Annotated in this window: 11 protein-coding genes; 2 read left to right on the top strand and 9 right to left on the bottom strand. The window is 40.5% G+C overall.

Annotated elements, in window-relative coordinates; genetic code table 11:
- Positions 1 to 87: 87 nt before the first annotated feature.
- The 3 genes from QMA00_RS05560 to QMA00_RS05550 all read right to left on the bottom strand — a co-directional run bounded on the left by QMA00_RS05560 (position 88) and on the right by QMA00_RS05550 (position 5,264).
- Positions 88 to 663, bottom strand: coding sequence for a hypothetical protein (locus tag QMA00_RS05560; RefSeq protein ID WP_013466224.1), 576 nt, complete (start codon positions 661 to 663; stop codon positions 88 to 90).
- A gap of 277 nt (positions 664 to 940) precedes the next feature.
- Complete coding sequence (locus QMA00_RS05555; RefSeq protein ID WP_076922329.1) at positions 941 to 4,072, bottom strand: efflux RND transporter permease subunit; 3,132 nt, start codon at positions 4,070 to 4,072, stop codon at positions 941 to 943.
- Between the two features lie 13 nt (positions 4,073 to 4,085).
- Positions 4,086 to 5,264 carry an efflux RND transporter periplasmic adaptor subunit gene (locus QMA00_RS05550; RefSeq protein ID WP_076922330.1) on the bottom strand — a complete coding sequence of 393 codons (1,179 nt, stop codon included), beginning with the start codon at positions 5,262 to 5,264 and terminating at the stop codon, positions 4,086 to 4,088.
- Positions 5,265 to 5,555: 291 nt separating this feature from the next.
- On the opposite strand from QMA00_RS05550, the gene QMA00_RS05545 reads away from it, so the two are divergent.
- The gene (locus tag QMA00_RS05545) at positions 5,556 to 8,066 is read left to right on the top strand and encodes a zinc-dependent metalloprotease (RefSeq protein ID WP_076922331.1); all 2,511 of its coding nucleotides are present in this window, start codon (positions 5,556 to 5,558) and stop codon (positions 8,064 to 8,066) included.
- A gap of 52 nt (positions 8,067 to 8,118) precedes the next feature.
- Here QMA00_RS05545 and QMA00_RS05540 read toward each other — a convergent pair whose 3' ends face one another.
- Together QMA00_RS05540 and QMA00_RS05535 are read right to left on the bottom strand one after the other, a co-directional pair.
- Entirely contained in the window at positions 8,119 to 8,907 is a 789-nt protein-coding gene (locus tag QMA00_RS05540) for a PhzF family phenazine biosynthesis protein (protein ID WP_076922332.1), read from the bottom strand.
- Positions 8,908 to 8,972: 65 nt separating this feature from the next.
- Entirely contained in the window at positions 8,973 to 9,587 is a 615-nt protein-coding gene (locus tag QMA00_RS05535; RefSeq protein ID WP_076922333.1) for a PQ-loop repeat-containing protein, read from the bottom strand.
- Between the two features lie 271 nt (positions 9,588 to 9,858).
- Here QMA00_RS05535 and QMA00_RS05530 point away from each other — a divergent pair, with 271 nt between their 5' ends.
- Complete coding sequence (locus QMA00_RS05530) at positions 9,859 to 10,995, top strand: PepSY-associated TM helix domain-containing protein (RefSeq protein ID WP_262976205.1); 1,137 nt, start codon at positions 9,859 to 9,861, stop codon at positions 10,993 to 10,995.
- 55 nt (positions 10,996 to 11,050) lie between these two features.
- On the opposite strand, the gene QMA00_RS05525 is transcribed toward QMA00_RS05530, so the two are convergent.
- From QMA00_RS05525 to QMA00_RS05510, 4 genes are all read right to left on the bottom strand, one after another.
- Entirely contained in the window at positions 11,051 to 13,864 is a 2,814-nt protein-coding gene (locus QMA00_RS05525; RefSeq protein ID WP_076922335.1) for a PD40 domain-containing protein, read from the bottom strand.
- 143 nt (positions 13,865 to 14,007) lie between these two features.
- Positions 14,008 to 15,585 (bottom strand): PH domain-containing protein, encoded by a 1,578-nt coding sequence (locus QMA00_RS05520; protein WP_254843667.1) that lies wholly within the window; start codon positions 15,583 to 15,585, stop codon positions 14,008 to 14,010.
- On the bottom strand, positions 15,548 to 16,093 hold the full coding sequence (locus tag QMA00_RS05515; RefSeq protein ID WP_076922337.1) for a PH domain-containing protein: 546 nt from the start codon (positions 16,091 to 16,093) through the stop codon (positions 15,548 to 15,550). Before QMA00_RS05515 ends, QMA00_RS05520 begins: the two co-directional genes overlap by 38 nt.
- A 16-nt stretch (positions 16,094 to 16,109) precedes the next feature.
- Positions 16,110 to 16,964 (bottom strand): D-hexose-6-phosphate mutarotase, encoded by an 855-nt coding sequence (locus QMA00_RS05510; RefSeq protein WP_076922338.1) that lies wholly within the window; start codon positions 16,962 to 16,964, stop codon positions 16,110 to 16,112.
- Positions 16,965 to 17,321 lie beyond the last annotated feature (357 nt).

Genomic DNA, 17,321 nt, shown 5'->3' with positions numbered 1-17,321 from the left:
TAGTTGAGTGGGCTAAAGCGGTATAAATTCGATAACTAAAAACTACGAGAATTTTTATTGTTGTCGTTATACCTAAGGGAAGTTGATTTACTGTATTTGCTGCCAAGCCATCGCCCAGCTTTCACCAACGCCTGGCTCAAACATAGCGCTATTCTCATTCACACGGCAAAACTCACTAAATGGCCATGCCTTACACTGGTATATATGCCCTGTTTTTGGCTGTAATACTTTGGTGCCCGCACTGTACATATCGCCATTTTGAGGATAAACCGCGTCGTATCCAAGGCTATTGACTGTGATTAATTTTTTATTTTTTTCAGCGCGATTAAAGTGAACCACCGCGCTACAAATACCACTGCTTTCAAGTGCAAATATTTTGTTATGTCGGTACGCAACCACCAATCCTTGCTCTGTCATTCTGCCAGCGCACACAAGCGGAATATGCATATTAATATGCTCAACCACCAGCAAACTCCAAGCATGCGGTTCGCCCTGCTCTGGAGAGAGTATTTCATAATCAAACGCTAGCTGAGTTAATTCGCCATGCTCATCGTAAAAGCTCACACTAACCGTATCACCAACAAAGAGCTGGCTATACTGATCGAGCCCAAGACAACCAATAGTTAACCATTCTCCACATGTTAATGATGAATGTATAAACACTGCAACACCTTAAAGAGTCAAACGTCGCCCATAACATATGGCTTTCAACAGGCAAACTAGCTCATGAGCTAATATGCGTTAACTAAAGTATTAGGCTAAAAACCATTGTGTAATACCAATACCGACTGATTGTAATTCGCAATGTTGCAATAATCAAACAAAAGAATGTAACCAGAGTTTAAAAACAATACTAAAGTTTGCACTAATGAGCATAAAACAAAAAAGCCAACCGCTTTATAAACGGTTGGCTTTTTTCAGCTACATGATCTGGGTGATGTTAACTTACGCTCGCTTTTTTACTTGCGAACGGGCGCTTAAATAGCGCGCCTATGTCGGTTAAAATAATATACAAACATGGCACCAAAATAAGGGTGATCAGTGTTGCAAACATAACCGCAAAGCCCAGAGCTACCGCCATAGGTATTACAAATTTGGCTTGTAAACTGGTTTCAAACATAATCGGCAATACCCCTGCAAAGGTCGTAATTGAGGTAAGTAATATGGGCCTAAAGCGTGCACAGCCTGCTTCAATAACCGCATCTTTTATACTGATACCAGCTCGACGCGCCTGATTAATAAAATCAGTCATCACCAAAGAGTCGTTAATAACCACCCCTGCAGCAGCAATTAAACCAAAACCCGACATTAAACTAATATCTAAACCAAACCAAAAATGACCCCATATTGCCCCCGTTAAACTAAATGGAATAACCGACATTACAATGAGAGGTTGTGAGTAACTTTTTAACGGTACGGCAAGTAGTATATAAACTAAAATCATACCACCAGCAAAAAATAGCAGTTGCTCATTAGCTTGCGCCTGCTGTTCTTCAATTGCGCCACCTAGTTCTGACTTAACACTTGGGTATTCGTCCAACAGTTGTGGTAGTAAATTTTCTTTTACTTGCTTAACCACTTCGCCTGGCTCAATCACTTCCTCATCAATGTTGCCATACACATAAACAGTGCGATAACCGCCTTCACGACGAATATAACTAATACCAGGGGTTTCAGTTAGCTCAACCACATCTCCTAGCAATACTTCTTTGCCTTGGGGCGTGGTGATAACCGCGTGTTTAAGCGATGAAAACGCTTCGCGAGTAAGCTTAGGGTAACGAACCATCACCCGTACTTCTTCACCGCGACGAATAACACGTTGCGCCTCGCCACCATAAAAACTGGCACCGACTTGATTTGCAATTGAGGCCAAATCTAACCCTAAGTCAAAGGCGACTGGTTTTAAGCTCATTTGTACTTCTTTGCTAGCAGGATCAATCGTTGAACTGATATCAAATAAGCCTTCTTGCTGCTGCAATAATCCAATAAAGCGACGCCCGGCTTCATTCAATGTATCAATGTCAGAGCCATACAGTAAATAGCCGAACTCACCGCCACTACCGCCGCCTCCACCGCCAACATCATCCTGAATAGTTAGCGATTTAACACCCGCAATATTTGGCATCGCTTCACGCCAGCGGCGCGAAAGCTCAAAGGCATTATAAGGGCGTAAATCTTCATCAACCAATGGCGCTAATAGTTGCGCCTCTGTACGACCCTGATTAAATACCAATACATCGCGAATCATCTTTTGCCCTTCTTCGCGCGCTGTTTGCTTATCTATTTCAAGCACCATGGCTTCGATTTGGCGAATAGCATTAATAGTTTGGATGTCTGATACGTTATCGTTCATCTCAAGATTAATTTGCGGGAAGTCATGCGGCACTTTAGGTGACGGGATCATTCTTACCTGATTAGACGAGATTAACGCAAAAGTAAAAATTAACAGCGCAATAAAGCTAAATAACACCGTCCAGCGCCATTTGATACAATTAATAATAAACTGCCTATAAGGCCCATTTACAAAGCCAAAAAAGCGCTTATTAAAACGTGCCCGCCAGCCATTAGGGTTTATAGGTGAAAAGTGAGTATGCGCAATATGCGCTGGTAGTATTAGCTTAGATTCTATTAAGCTAAATATTAAACATAAAATAACTACCACTGAAATACCATAAAAGAAGGCACTTTCAGGTCCACTTGAAAGTGTAAATGGCGCAAATACCGCAATGGTTGTGAGTACTCCGAAGGTCGCCGGGGTGGCAACTCGTTTTGCGCCATTCACTACATTGACAACACCGCCGCCTTTTTTCTCTATTTCGGTGTAGGCGCTTTCACCTATGACTATGGCATCGTCCACCACAATCCCCAGCACCATAATAAAGGCAAATAAAGACACAATATTAATTGTGATGCCAAATAACGGCATCAGCATCATCGCACCTAAAAAGCACACTGGTAAACCAATCATTACCCACAGTGCCAGCTTAAAACGTAAAAACAATGAAAGCATAATGGCAACTAAAATAGCCCCTTGAAACAAGTTAGCTTTCATCATATCTAAGCGTGCATTAAGGTAGTATGTCATGTCCATTAATGGCTCTAAACGCACACCCAATGGCAGCTCTTTATTTTTTTGGTCCATGTAGGCTTTAACAGAATCGGCCACCGGAATAATATTTTGCTCTTCGGTGGCTTTAACCGATAAATAAACCGCGTTTTCGCCATTAAATTTAAAGTAACGCTCACCTTCAACGAACTGATCTTTGATTATTGCAATATCTTGTAGCAACACTTTGGCACCATTGGCGCCAATTTTTACCGGAATTTGCCTAAACTCTTCACCAGAATAAAACTGATTTTCTACTCGAACCGAAATAACACCCGCATCAGTTTTTAATTGTCCGGCTGAAAAGTTAGCCGAATAACGACGTACCGCGTTCGCTACATCCGATAAAGTTAAATTATATTGGCGCAATGTATCGGGTTCTATTTCTATGGCAATTTCATCCAGTGGCACATCGTTTACCACTAAAGATACATTCGATAACTGCAAGAGTTCATCTTCAACCTGATTTGCGATTGGCTTAAGCTCATTTAGCGGTAGGTCGGCAACGAGCGTCATGCCAATTACATCTTGGCGAAACTCTATTTGGCTAATGGTAACCGGCTCCATTCCTGCAGGAAAAGTCGCGATACCATCTACTCGCAGCTTGACCTTATCGAGAACGTCGGTAAGCTCTGCGTCAGTATTAATTTCAAGGCTGGCAGAACCCCCATTACGAAAAGCGCGATATACCCCTTTTTTTATCTCAGTTATATCTTTTAGCGACTCTTCAATTTTTATTAAGATACTTTCTTCAATTTCTTGTGGCGACGCCCCCGGGTAGTTTGCATTTACAGTAATATAGTTAACTTCTATATTAGGGAACATTTGTCGCTGAATGGTAAAGTAGCTTATAAGCCCCATTACAATAATAAAAAACATCATTAAATTGGCAGCAACAGAGTTGTTAGCAAAATACGCAATTAACCCTGTTTGTTTGGTTGTATAGGGCTGTTCTGTGATATTCATAACTCACCCTACCTTAAAGTTTTTCAGTGGATGCATTTTCTGCTGCATCTGTATTTTTAGTCTCTGTTAAACCGGCTATTTTTACTGCCATGCCTTTTTGAGGGTATTCCGGTAAGGTGGTAACGAGCTTATCGTTGGCTTGCAAGCCATCGCTAATATAAAAATATTCGCCTTCTTCACGAATCACTTTTACTTTACGCGGCTCTAACTGTTGCTCATCATTAACTATCCACACGGTTTGGTTATTTACTAACTCTTGCGGTAAACGATAAATATTATTGAGCATAGAGCCGGCAAAGTTTACTTGTACATAAGTGCCAAATTTAATTGCAGGCTGCTGATTAGTCAGTCCGTAAGGATCTTCAATTCTTACCACTAAACTGCTCATGCGAGTCGCGTTATCAACAATCCCTAAATCGCGGTCTATTACTGCTTGGCGAGTAAACCCATTGAATCCTGTTTTGACAACGGTTGCCGTTACCCCTTTAACGCGTTCAGGTAAAAACACACTGTCAAAGCCAGCGATCGGAATAATCACTTCAGCGGTTTCAATATTATTCAGCTCGGCAACTTGAGCGCCCATACTAACAAACTGGCCAACCCCCACATTCCGACTAACCACTAATGCATCGTAAGGTGCGGTGATTTCACAATTGTCTAAATCGCGTTGGGCTCTTTTTAATGCAGCTTGGGCCGATTTAACCGATGCCTGCGCACTCAATACTTGTGGTTTGCGTAAAAATAAATCTGTACGCGCTTTATTTGGGAAACGTTTTGCTTCGTCTTCTGCTACTTTAGCCTGCGCTTGCTCTTCAATTAACATCGCTTGAGCGCGGGCAAGTTCAGCTTCAGCTTGCAATACCGCAGCCTCGTAGTTATCTTTTTCAATAGTAAATAAGGTTTCGCCGCGACCCACAACACCACCGGCCACAAAGCTTGGATGCCAGCTGACGACTTCACCGGATACTTGCGCTGAAAGTTGGGTATTTTCTAGTGGCTGCACTTCACCATAACTATTAATGATAACTTGATGATTGTTAGCGGAAACGGCTTCAACTTGCACCGTTGGACGAGTGTCTATGACTTCTTTTTTGTCTGACTCTTTTGCAATCGCATTAATTGCAACAAAACCAGCAACACCTAATGCCAGTGCTACAAATGGAAAAGCCCATCTAAGTACATTACCTTGCATTGATTATTTCTCCCAAATTACTATTAGCACCATGATACCAAAGCTTAATGAAACATTAACGTGACATTTGTAAGCAACTGTTACAAAAAGGTATAAATAAGGTCTTCTTCAGCAAATAAAAGGTAAGTAAAAAGCACTGTTAAGCCGCTTTATAAATGTATTGTTACAAATTTTTACCATTATAAATCATAAAGCTAATCACTTTAGGTTAGTATTTATTAATCATACTGTGCGAAAAAGCATGACACACCGTACAGTAAAATTACATTAACAACTAAAAAAGACTAAACGATGAAATTAACCACACTTACCTTGGCGCTTAGTATAGCGCTTGGCAGTAGCTATACTGTTGCAGCAGAAAAAAAAGAAGAAAAAAAGCCACAAACATTAAGTGAAATGATTAAAGGGCAAACCGAATTTGCGGGTATTTTTAATCTTTACCAAGATGAAAAAACCGGTGACCACCTAATGGTAATTAACGAGTCACAGCTCGATACCCCTTTTGTTTATTTTGCACATACCATTGATGGTGCGACTGATGCGGGTCATTTTCGTGGGTCGTACCGTGAAACAAAGTTAATTGAATTTAGAAAGTACTTTGATCGTATCGATATTGTTAGTAAAACCCCGCGTTACTTATTTAACGAAAATAGCGCGCTAGCTAAAGCCAGCGAGGCAAACATTAGCGAAGCGGTACTTGCAAGTATAAAAATAGAAAAGCAAGAAGAAGGTAAAATAGCCTTTAATGTTAACAAGCTATTTTTAAGTGAAGCACTGCATAAAGTATCACCAACGCCTAATCCGAACGATAAAAATGCTAAAAAGCGTTTTAAAGTAGGTAAATTAGATGATAAAAAATCACGTATCATCAAACAGCGTCCTTACCCTAACAATCTAGATGTGGTAGTTGACTATGTATTTACCAATAGCAGCCCAACCGTTCGAGGTTCAGGTGCTGTAAGCGACCCCCGAAGCGTGTCGGTAAAAGTTCAGCACTCATTTGTAGCTTTACCTGATAATAGCTACCAACCTCGCTTTGATGATGCGCGCATTGGTTATTTCACTAATCAGTTTGATAAAATGACATCAACTGACTGGGCACCATACCAAGATGTAATAAAGCGCTGGGACCTACAAAAGAAAGATCCAAACGCAGCACTTTCAGAGCCAGTAAAGCCGATTACCTGGTGGATAGAAAATACTACGCCTGTTGAATGGCGTGACACCGTGCGTGATGCCGTACTTGCTTGGAATAGCTCATTTGAAAAGGCAGGCTTTAAAAATGCAATAGAAGTAAAAGTACAACCTGATGATGCCGATTGGGATGCTGGTGACATTAACTATAATGTACTGCGCTGGACTTCATCACCTAAGCCACCTTTTGGTGGATATGGGCCAGCATTAGCTAACCCGTTAACCGGTGAAATTTTAGGCTCAGACATCATGCTTGAGTTTGTATTTATGAAAAACCGCTGGATATACGATACGCTTTATACTCAAGGCACTATGAGCCATACACAACCTGGAAGCAACACTGAGCTTAATTGCTCTTTAGGTTATGAATTACAACAGAACCTAATACTTGCAAAAGGCTTAGCAAATGGCGCTGATATTGAAGATACTGAAATGTTACGCCAAGGCTTAACCCAGCTGGTTTTACATGAAGTAGGGCATACTCTAGGTCTCAATCACAACATGAAATCTTCTATTTTGTGGGATGAGAAAGAAGTTCACGACAAAAGTAAAACCCAAGGTATAGTAACCGGCTCAGTAATGGACTATGCGCCAGCAAATATAGCGCCAACAGGTGTGACTCAAGGCGATATTTTCCAAACTAAACCAGGTCCATACGATGATTGGGCAATAAACTACGGCTACAGCGCAGCACTTAAAGATGAAGCAGCAGAACAAGCTCGTCTTGATAAAATACTCGCTCGCTCAAGCGAACATGCACTGGCCTTTGGTAACGATGCCGACGACATGCGTGCACCAGGTCGCCACATAGACCCTCGCGTGATGATTGGTGACTTGTCGTCTAACCCTGCAGCTTATGGTGCAGATAGAATGGCACTGATCAATACACTATTTTCTGAACTTAAAGACAAAGCTACAGTAAAAGGTGAGTCTTACCAACAGCTTGTTACTTCAGCTAACAGCCTATTTGGCCAGTATCGTGCACAAGCAGGCGTGGTATCTCGTCAAATTGGAGGGGTTTATGTAGAGCGTGCCGTCGTGGGCGATGAAAATGCAGCAAAGCCTTTTACACCGGTACCACTTGAGCGTCAAACCCAAGCAATGGCTATTTTAGCTGAGTATGTGTTTGCTCCAAATGTACTGCAAAGCATGCAGCCATTGTATAACTTTATGCAGCAGCAGCGTCGTGGGTTTAATCATTACGGTAAAAACGAAGACCCTAAACCGCATAAAATGATTTTAGGTATGCAAAAGAGTGTACTAGCGCAACTACTTCATCCTGCTGTGTTACTGCGTATTTCAGATACTGCTTTATATGGTAATGAATACACCCTTACGCAATTTATGGAGGATTTAACTGCAAGTATCTTTGTTGATAGTAAAACCGCTAATTCAATCAGTCATAATTTACAGATTGAATATGTTAATCAGCTAATTGCAATTGCAGGCCTAGAAAAAGCAAGTAAATACGATAACTTAGCGAAAACAGCCGCGCTATATCAGCTAACTCAAATAGCCGATCAAGATGTTGCATGGGGCGCTGATACCGCAACCAAAGCACATAAAAAATATATCGACCGCTTAATTAGCAAAGCGCTAGAAGCGTAAATAACACTGAGTAAACCAAGGCCACGTTTTACGTGGCCTTTTTTACACTAACTCAAAGGTAAATAGTGCCTTTAAGGTACCTTACGGCATGACCCGTTAATGTCACTGTTGTATCACCCACTTCACAGTGTAGCTTCCCACCTCGTTGTGAGGCTTGATAAGCACTGAGAGAATTTTTTCCAAACTGCCCTGCCCAATAAGGGGCAAGCCCAGTATGAATTGAGCCGGTTACAAAGTCTTCATCACCCCCACTGGCAGGCCAAAAATAACGAGAAATAAAGTCATACCCAACACTCGGTGCTGTTGCAACCACATCTAATGGGGCTAATTTTTTTAGTTGTTCATTGGTTGTTTTCAGGTCTACAACCTGCTGCTCATTATCATAAATAGCAAAATAAGCTTGGCGGTTTTGCAGCACTTTAACAGGTTGTATAGACAGGCCAGCTAATAAAGCATCAGGGATGAGCTGAACCTCTTCAGGGGCTTGTTTAGGAAAGGTCATGGCAAAGCTGCCATCGTTATTTTTATTAACAATCAGTTCGCCCACCGTCTCTGTGCTGAAGCGCACCTGCGTTATATTATGTTGCTCACAAAGCACATAGGCTGCAGCCAATGTAGCATGGCCGCAAAAATCAATTTCCATTAATGGCGAAAACCAACGTATCGCAAAGCTTCCATCTGCCGACTGACAAGTAAAAGCGGTTTCAGACACGTTGTTTTCCGAAGCTATATTCAGCATAAGATCATCACTAAGCCAAGACTCTAGTAGGATCACGGCAGCATAATTACCTTTAAACAGTTCACTGCTGAACGCATCGATTTGATGGATAGTTAATTTCATAGTGGGCACTTTTTATTTATTGGTCACTCAAGGTGCCACAAATTAAATTAACGGTCACTCTAATTTTACGCCAACACAGGACGTACGCGATAATACTGCATACACGCAAATTGCAGTGCATTAGTTAGCAATATCATAATAAACATTAATATATGCGAAGTACTTTGCACTGGCATGGCTAGCTCTGCAAACAAACCACAGATACCTGCTATAAATTGCAAACTAAAATAGCGCGCACTAAGGTTACTAATATTCCCTGTGCGAAGTGTTTTATAGGTTTGTGGCATAACCCGTACCGAGCTCATAATTAAGCCCACATAGGTTAAGCCATTAAGTACCACAGCGGTATCTAAGTTGGGGTTAAGTAACAACAAAAATGGTAATAACGAAAAGCTAAGCATGCCAAGTAACTGCAGCTTCTGACGTTTAGCGGCATTATAACGTGCAAAAAAGTATAAAATTAAACCACTCAATAATCCTGTCGCAAAAAATGGCAAGGCAATATAAAAGCGAGAAAAGTAAAGATTGTAGCTAATGAAGTATACACTTTGCGCTAAACCAAATGTCATCATTAACAGTGACACACCTGATACACTGCGGTTTTTTATAATTTTATTGAGTAGCGGTAAAAAACTAAAAACCAAAATAAACACTGACAAAATAGGCAAATAATACGCCAAAGCAAACCTCGCTCGTTACATTGTTGTTAATAAAAAGGAAGAAATAAAACATTTTTTAAACATTTGTTTTTAAAGGCTTTATTTTTGTGCGCGCATTGTAGAGCTGGCTAGGTTTTATACAAGCTTCACACCAACTTTAGTTTCTTCCTGTGGCAACTTGAGTATACAAAAACCGTTGCCATAACTTCACAGTCTCACTATTTTATAATTGCAACACAAATGATAACTGTTATCATGCGCATATCTAAAAATTAACATGCAAGCTTAAGTAATGAGAAAAACACTGTTTAAAGTTCATAGTTGGTTGGCGCTAATTGCCATTATTCCGTTAATTGTTATTAGCATTACCGGCAGTGTTTTAGTGTTTAAAAGTGAAATTGATGGCTTACTGATGCCTGACAAACACTTTGTGGTACAGCAGCAAGCTGCTCGCTTACCTATGGACTCATTAATAGATAAAGCCGAAGCAGCCTTTCCTGAGTATGTAGTAGGAAGCTGGGAGCTTTTTAATAACACCACCGCCGACCGGCTTTATTTGGTTAAGCGTGGCACTGACGATTGGTATAAGTTGCATTTAGACCAATACACCGGAGAGATTTTATCAAAACCAGTAAGCACAACTCATTATTTTACCGACTGGTTTTTAGAGCTCCATTACACCTTTTTACTTAACGACTTAAAAAGTTTACCTGGGCAAACAGGTACCGTATTAGGGTTCTTTTTTGCTTTATTTTTATTAACTCTGGGCATCACCGGCTTAATTATTTACCGTAAATTTTGGCAGCGGCTATTTAGCGTACGCTGGCGCGCAACATTACAAATAGTACTTAGCGACATTCATAAAATGACTGGAGTATTAGGCTCACCTATCCTTATCGTTTTAGCGATTACCGGTGGTTATTTTAATGGTGCAGTGTGGTATCACGAAGTAATAGAACACGCAGAAGAAGAGCACCACACTATTACAAATAAATTATATAGTGACGACATTTCTTTTGAGCGCATTCTTAATGATAGCAAGCTGCAAATACCCACTTTTAACACTACTTTTTTAGTTTTCCCGCGAGAGCCTGATGAAAATATTACTCTTTATGGCGAAGTAAATACCCGTAATCCACTTACCAGTGAATACGCCAATACCATAACTTACAATAAGCAAACAGGTGAACACATGGCTAACTGGGATATTCGAGAGGCTGGTGCGGGTTGGCAAGTAATAGACAGTTTTAGAAAACTACACTTTGGTTATTTTGCTGGGCTTATCAGTAAAATACTATGGTGTATTGTTGGCCTTAGCCCTGTATGGCTCGCTGGTACAGGTTTTTATTTGTGGCTTACCCGCCGTAAACGTAAAAAGCATTCACAAAGAAATCGTGTCCTGCAGCGAAAAAGCGCTAACGTTTTATAATATTAGTACTCAGCTAAGTTACTAGCTTTAGGTAGTAACTTAGCTAAATAGGCTTTTACAATGAATAGTAAAAGCTTAACCACGCGCGCATTTCATCTTCAAAGCTGTCACCTTCTACTCGCGACAACCCCATATCAAAGGTTAAGTCATTAACGCCCGCAGGCCCCATCCCGAAGCTAAAATCACCTTGGTATTTTAAGCCATAACTTTGTGCATAAACGCTGTTGTCTAATTGATGTTGCTTGTAATAAAGCCAAGGCATCCCCTCTTTAAAGTTAATGCCACCACCATACCCCTGGTAGCGCTCAGTGGTTGCACTATAAAAAGGCAGTTCAGCAGCAAGCACAAATTCACTACTTTGCTGCTGATTAATTAAATTAGAACTGAATCCACCTAATGTCAGGCTACTGTCATCTCTTTGCTTTTGCTCAAAGTTAACAAAAATTGGTATATCAAACGCTTTACCAAATATTTTTGCTGCCAAGTCATAACCTTGCCAATGACTACTGTGATTCTGCCCATCATAAATGCTGGCATAAATACTCTGCCCTATGGCAAATGCTTGGCGGTCATGTTGCCAGCTTTGAGCAATACTCAACCGTGTCCAATTTTTATGGCTATTTTTATAATCTGTATAGTTATAAGCAAGCTCTGGGGTTAACTGAAGCTGGCCAAATTTCAATGGATGGTTTATTGCAGCAAAACCACCTCGGGCATCAATATCAGCGTTTAAGCTAGGTTGATATTGATGTGATGTATCCAAATTATAATCAAATAGCGCAAGCTTAAACTTTGTATTAAACGCATTGTATTTTGCTTGTATAAAGCCGCCATGTAATGCACCGTCATGCAAATCAATGTTATAACCCGCTTGTAAATCAAGTTGTTTTAATAAGTCGCTACTTTTTATACCTACACTTAGCAAACTGGTTGACGCTGAATAATACTGTGATCCCAAGGCAAACGTCGCTCGCTGCTCAAGTACTGCGTAATCGCTTTGTTCTGCTATCTCATCGGTATATATTTTTGCCGGTGGCAGGGTATGCTTATTTACCATCAACAATGGAGCTTCACTGTTTACAGCGAAATCAGTCACGGCTGTGCGATTTTTTGTTGTTAGCGTTTTTACATCAGGGCCATCGGCATTAATAGAGAAATAAAGTAGTGAGCCATCTTCAGCCTCAATCGGGTATGCGAGCGCTTCTTGCCCGTTAGTTAAGCGTGTGAGGGTGTTATTTTTTATATGATAATTATAAATATCAGTTTTATTATTTAGGCCAGCAACAAAATAGATAGATTCCCCATCTTGACTGAAACTCGGCTGACTTAAATACTGATACCCGTTAGGCATTGGGATTGACCGCCTGGCATCACCGTTTAAGTCTTGTATATACAACTGCCAATTTTCGTTTAATGATGCTGATAAGTAAGCTAATTTTGTTTCATCGGGGTTCAGAGTCGGGTAATCATAACTTGTTTTTAAGCTCTTAGTAAAAAATGGCGTGATTGTTTGTGTATTAAGATCGACTTTTACTAATTCAGAATACCCAGCTCTTATTTGCTCACCGTAAAGTGTTTCACCATCACGGGTAACACTAAAACGGCGAATACCGGCCAGCTCTGTAAGTTGCTCTATGTTGCCAGTGTCGGTGTTGTAGCTAAAAATGTCAGACACTTTGTTATAAGTTCCCGATTCTTCACTACTGTAGGCATTAAAATAAAGTGTGTTGTTATTTACCCATTGCGGGTTAGCAATACCTGCGCGATTAATTTGATTTAGTACTTGTTTTTGTTCGCGCTTAAACACGATTGGCGGGGTATCAGGAACATCTTGCTTATCGTTCTCTAGGAGCTCCTTTTGCACCTTAGTAAACTTATCTCGTGCTTTGGTGTTGTCTTCTGTACTGTAAATTATTAGTTTTGTTTTACTCTTTTCATCACGTTCAACTATCGCAATTTTGCTACCATCATTTGAAAGAGCTGGATTGCTAGCGTATAAATCAAGTTCTAACCAAAGCTTGCTATTAAGTGGTGATTCGGTTTGCTCTTGTTGCATCGCTTTATAGGTATACTCTGCAATAAATCGACGATATAACCTTGCAGCGCTTTGCCCAAATACATCAGAAAATGCGTCGTCAAAATCTCGTGATTTCACTGCTCGCATACGAACCCATACATTATCGAGTAGCTGCTCTGAGTAATTTTGCTCTAGCCAATATAAAAAACGACTTCCCATTAAATATGCCATAGAGCCCGCCATAAAGCCCTCATCGCTATTTAGTTGCCCATAGGTGGGAAGCGCTCCCTGCTGAGCAAACTCTCTAAGTATTGCCTCAGCATAGTTATCAAATAAGCGCCCTCGACCTGTCATTTTTGATTCGATTAAAGTGGCGTACCCTTCGGCTACCCAGCGCGGTGTATCATCATAGGTTAAATCGTATATATCCCATACACCGCGAATCTTTTGCTGCCAGTCGTTACGGGTTGGCTGCGCTAAATGGACTAAATGAATGTATTCGTGCAGCACCAACAATTGCTGCCAACCCGATGAATTTGATATCACGGTATCCGACTGCGGTGGCGTAGTAAAAAGCGCCATAACAGGATTATTAGAGGTTGGTAATGCAAAGCCATTCGCTGCATTTAGAGGGTCAAACACCACCACATCGACGATTTTATCAAGCGCACGGTTTTGTTGCTCAAGCACTTTAGTGCGAACAATTTCCAGCTCCACAGCAGTCGATTTAGCAAAATCAGTATGCTCACTACTAAAGTGAACATTAAAATGCTCGGTATGAATGGTTTGCCAATTAGCAGCAAAGCTAGGTGCAGCCAATAATAAGGCTGATGCAATGAGTGACTTTTTCACAATAATCCCTTAAATAGTACATTTGATAATGTTTAGAGTATTATCAAATGGAAAAAACGGGCAGTAAAAAAGTGTAATAAAGCATGTGCAAATGTGTATTTACACCCGCTTTATTATTTAATCTGAGTTTTGAACAAAGGAAGTTACATCCAACTGCGAGGGTCTGACTCAGCCTGCATAAGTATAAAATCTATAATGAAGTCAGCATCTTGCTGTTTTAAATATGGGACGTACGCACCGCCTGCAGCAAGTTGTATATACAGGCTTTTTAAGCCAGAACGACGCATAAAAAAGGTGCTCACACTGCGAGCGCTTTGTGCTTTGTACAGCTCAAATACCCGGTAATGCACACCAATCATACCTTTGCGTACCACCAAATAAAAACGCCCATCTTGTTGATGAAGGTAATACCCATAACGTTTATAAGATAAAAACACTAACGCGGCTAATACCAAGAATAATGCTAATGCAATTAATACATTAAGTTGCATAAAGCTAATAAAAAAACCAGAAGCAACGCTCGGTAGCAAAGCATAAAACACCGTGTTTTTATATAACAACGCCCTTTCTACCGCATTGAATGCCAGCTTTTTACTGTCAAACCACGGATAAATCCACTGACACACATTATCAACTTGCTCCTGCGTGAGCACAGGCAGCACTAAGGTTTGTTTATTCTTTTTCGCCATGCTTGCAGCACCGCCGCTACTGGCTTGCAAACACTCCACAGTAAAGCGTTTTAATAGCCTAGCAACTAGGTTTTGCTTAATAACGATTGACTGTACTTTGTCTAAACTAATTGATAGTTGATGACGCTCTAACAGCCCTGCAATACGTTTGAATTTATTATTTTTAAAGTAAAGCTGATAGTTATAAAAACGAATGAGCGACATAGTCACCGATAAAAACACCGCAATAAATACCAACATAATAATTAAAGTAATAACCGCAAACACAGCTGCATTAGCCATCATACCGAGCTCTTGTTGATAATAACTCTCTATTTTTGTTATAAATTGCTGCTCTAAAAAGTCGATGGCCACATTCATAAAAGGGGCAATTGCCGCAAGTGCTAAAATAGCCATATTCGACATTAAACCAAACTTAGCTATTTCTTTATTGGTGATAACTAAACTATTTTCGCTCTGCTCTTCAATATGAGATTGCGCTGTATCAGCGAGCTCTACTGATGGTTGCTGCTGCGCTTTATAGTCAAACACTCGTTTACGCATTTGTTGCGCGTAATCTTTAGTTACCCCAGGCAAAACAGCTTCTTGAGCCACACTGCCTGCCGCATCAAAAATACAATTAACTAACCCTATGGGGGTGAAGTAAAATGGCTCCGCTATATTTACGTTTTGCACTCGAGAAAATTTTAAGGTAAGTCGCTCTTTTTTAAATACGCCTTTATTAAGTAAAATTTCATGCTCGTCAGTAATACAAAAACGAAAACTACGGTAATACAAAAAACAATAGGCAAGCAATGAAGTCAAAGCAACCGCGAGCCCAACTTGCCCCCAAAATAGTTTATTTTCTACTTGGGTAACAAATACCACCAACACGGGCAGTAAATTAAATAAGCCGTCTTTTATGAAGCGCACACTAAAATGCATTACAAAATAAGCCAGCGCCCAAGGCGACACTTTTTGCCAATTAAGTGAAGGTGACGTTATTTGCGCAGCATCAACATTCACTGGCAGCTGCCTCGCTTGCGGTTTCATCGTGGCGATAGCTTTGTACAAACTGACGAATACTTTTGCATTTTTCGTGGGTCAGGCCGCTAATTTGTAAATCGGCACTCATACCGCCGGCGCTATAAAGTCTTAAACTGGCTAAACCAAGCTTTCGCTCTATGGGCCCACGGTGTATTTCAATATGCTGCACACGCGCTAACGGTAAAATTGTCACCTGCTGCCAAATAATGCCTTTTTTAAAAGCAATATCGTGGGTACGCAACGCGCTGCCCTGTAATTTTATGCTAAACACGCTATATAACGTACACAGTAAAATTAATAGCGGAACAGCAACCAATAAGTAACCTTGCGCCATAGCAGCAAAGTCTGTATTAAAATAGCAAACAGCCGCTAGTACTAAGCAAAAAGGAATGAAAAATAACAACCAATTCAATTGTGCATGCAACAATGCTTTGTCCGCAAGCGGCTCAAACACTATGCTTTTATGTTGCGGTAGGTCGGTTATTTGTTGATTAGTAAACACACTTTGCTCCATTACGCGTATGGTAGGCTTAGCCAAGCCACTTAATTGTTGTTACTAGGGTATGACTTTGTTTTGGCTCAAGCGTAACCGCATCTTCAAGTACATTCGCAGCCTCTAGGCATAACATGCTTTTATAATCATCATCGGCAAAATTTGATAGTCGCTTTGATTTTTCAATCCATGGATTCCATAACACGCACGAGCGCGAGTTTTCTCTGCTAACGCTGATCATCCCTTGAGGAGTTTCAATGGTTTGCACAGCCACGGCTTGGGTATAAACCATATCGGTTTCACGGGTAAAACCAACCACATCACTTTGCTGATACGGCCCTTGGCCAAATTCTATGTATTGCGCTCCTTGCAGCCCTGTTACGCGAGTATTATTAATATCATCAGTTGGAAAGTAAGTATGCAGCGCCTGTGTATAACTAAATGGGGTGTTACCTAAATTACAGGTGGTTAAACGCACCTCTAACTGCTCAGATAAAATAAACTCAACCCTTAAAGAAGATTGATGAGGCCAAAAGGTAGAATCTATCTGCTTCATTGGTAATTTTAGGCTAACAGTAATCTCGTTCTCGGTTTCATGCACTTCATCGGCTTGCCATACGTGCGTGCGCGCAAAACCATGTGCTGGAAAGTCTTTATTTTCATGTTGACCAAACCAAGGCCAGCAAATAGGAATACCGCCACGAATGCCCTTCCCTTCACTAAAGGTTTCATCCCCAGACACCCACAATAGTGGCAATTTACCTTTGGGTGTAAACTCAGTTATTTGCCCACCTTGTAAAAATATTTTCGCCTTACATTGGCGACTATTAATACTAATAAATTCCAAACCGCTATGTGTACGCTCAATACATACTGAGGGTGATAATTGCATTTTATTTCCTTTAACACTGAGACTAATTTTTTAGTACTTAACCTGAGTTCAGGTTACTGTACACAAACAATAATGCATACTTAAAGCATAAGCTACATAGAATAGTTATTTAAATTGAGTTAGTTACTATATTTTTATGCCACACCAACGGCCAAATTACGATTAAAGTTTTACACCGGTGGCTTGCGTATCGCTTTTAACTTACGTAAGGTGCGCAGCCTTAGCAAACAGAGTGTTATTAACTTTTAATAAAATAAAGATAATAAATGCCATTTTAATTACTGCTCAAATTAATAAAAACCATTAGGGTCTGTTGACCTTTTAAGGTTAAATTTGCAGCAGTCTGTTTGGTATTTA

Origin of the sequence: Pseudoalteromonas sp. APC 3694, from assembly GCF_030407565.1 — a bacterium.
Taxonomy (GTDB): domain Bacteria; phylum Pseudomonadota; class Gammaproteobacteria; order Enterobacterales; family Alteromonadaceae; genus Pseudoalteromonas; species Pseudoalteromonas tetraodonis.
The sequence above is the reverse complement of the archived record's forward strand: the minus strand, read 5'-3'. Positions and strand labels throughout refer to the sequence as shown.

What these genes read in the sequence shown, in the direction of transcription:
- QMA00_RS05555 (WP_076922329.1), bottom strand. Translation starts at nt 4,072, where the DNA reads ATGAATATCACAGAACAGCCCTATACAACCAAACAAACAGGGTTAATT.
- QMA00_RS05550 (WP_076922330.1), bottom strand. Translation starts at nt 5,264, where the DNA reads ATGCAAGGTAATGTACTTAGATGGGCTTTTCCATTTGTAGCACTGGCA.
- QMA00_RS05545 (WP_076922331.1), top strand. Translation starts at nt 5,556, where the DNA reads ATGAAATTAACCACACTTACCTTGGCGCTTAGTATAGCGCTTGGCAGT.
- QMA00_RS05540 (WP_076922332.1), bottom strand. Translation starts at nt 8,907, where the DNA reads ATGAAATTAACTATCCATCAAATCGATGCGTTCAGCAGTGAACTGTTT.
- QMA00_RS05530 (WP_262976205.1), top strand. Translation starts at nt 9,859, where the DNA reads ATGAGAAAAACACTGTTTAAAGTTCATAGTTGGTTGGCGCTAATTGCC.
- QMA00_RS05520 (WP_254843667.1), bottom strand. Translation starts at nt 15,585, where the DNA reads ATGAAACCGCAAGCGAGGCAGCTGCCAGTGAATGTTGATGCTGCGCAA.
- QMA00_RS05515 (WP_076922337.1), bottom strand. Translation starts at nt 16,093, where the DNA reads ATGGAGCAAAGTGTGTTTACTAATCAACAAATAACCGACCTACCGCAA.
- QMA00_RS05510 (WP_076922338.1), bottom strand. Translation starts at nt 16,964, where the DNA reads ATGCAATTATCACCCTCAGTATGTATTGAGCGTACACATAGCGGTTTG.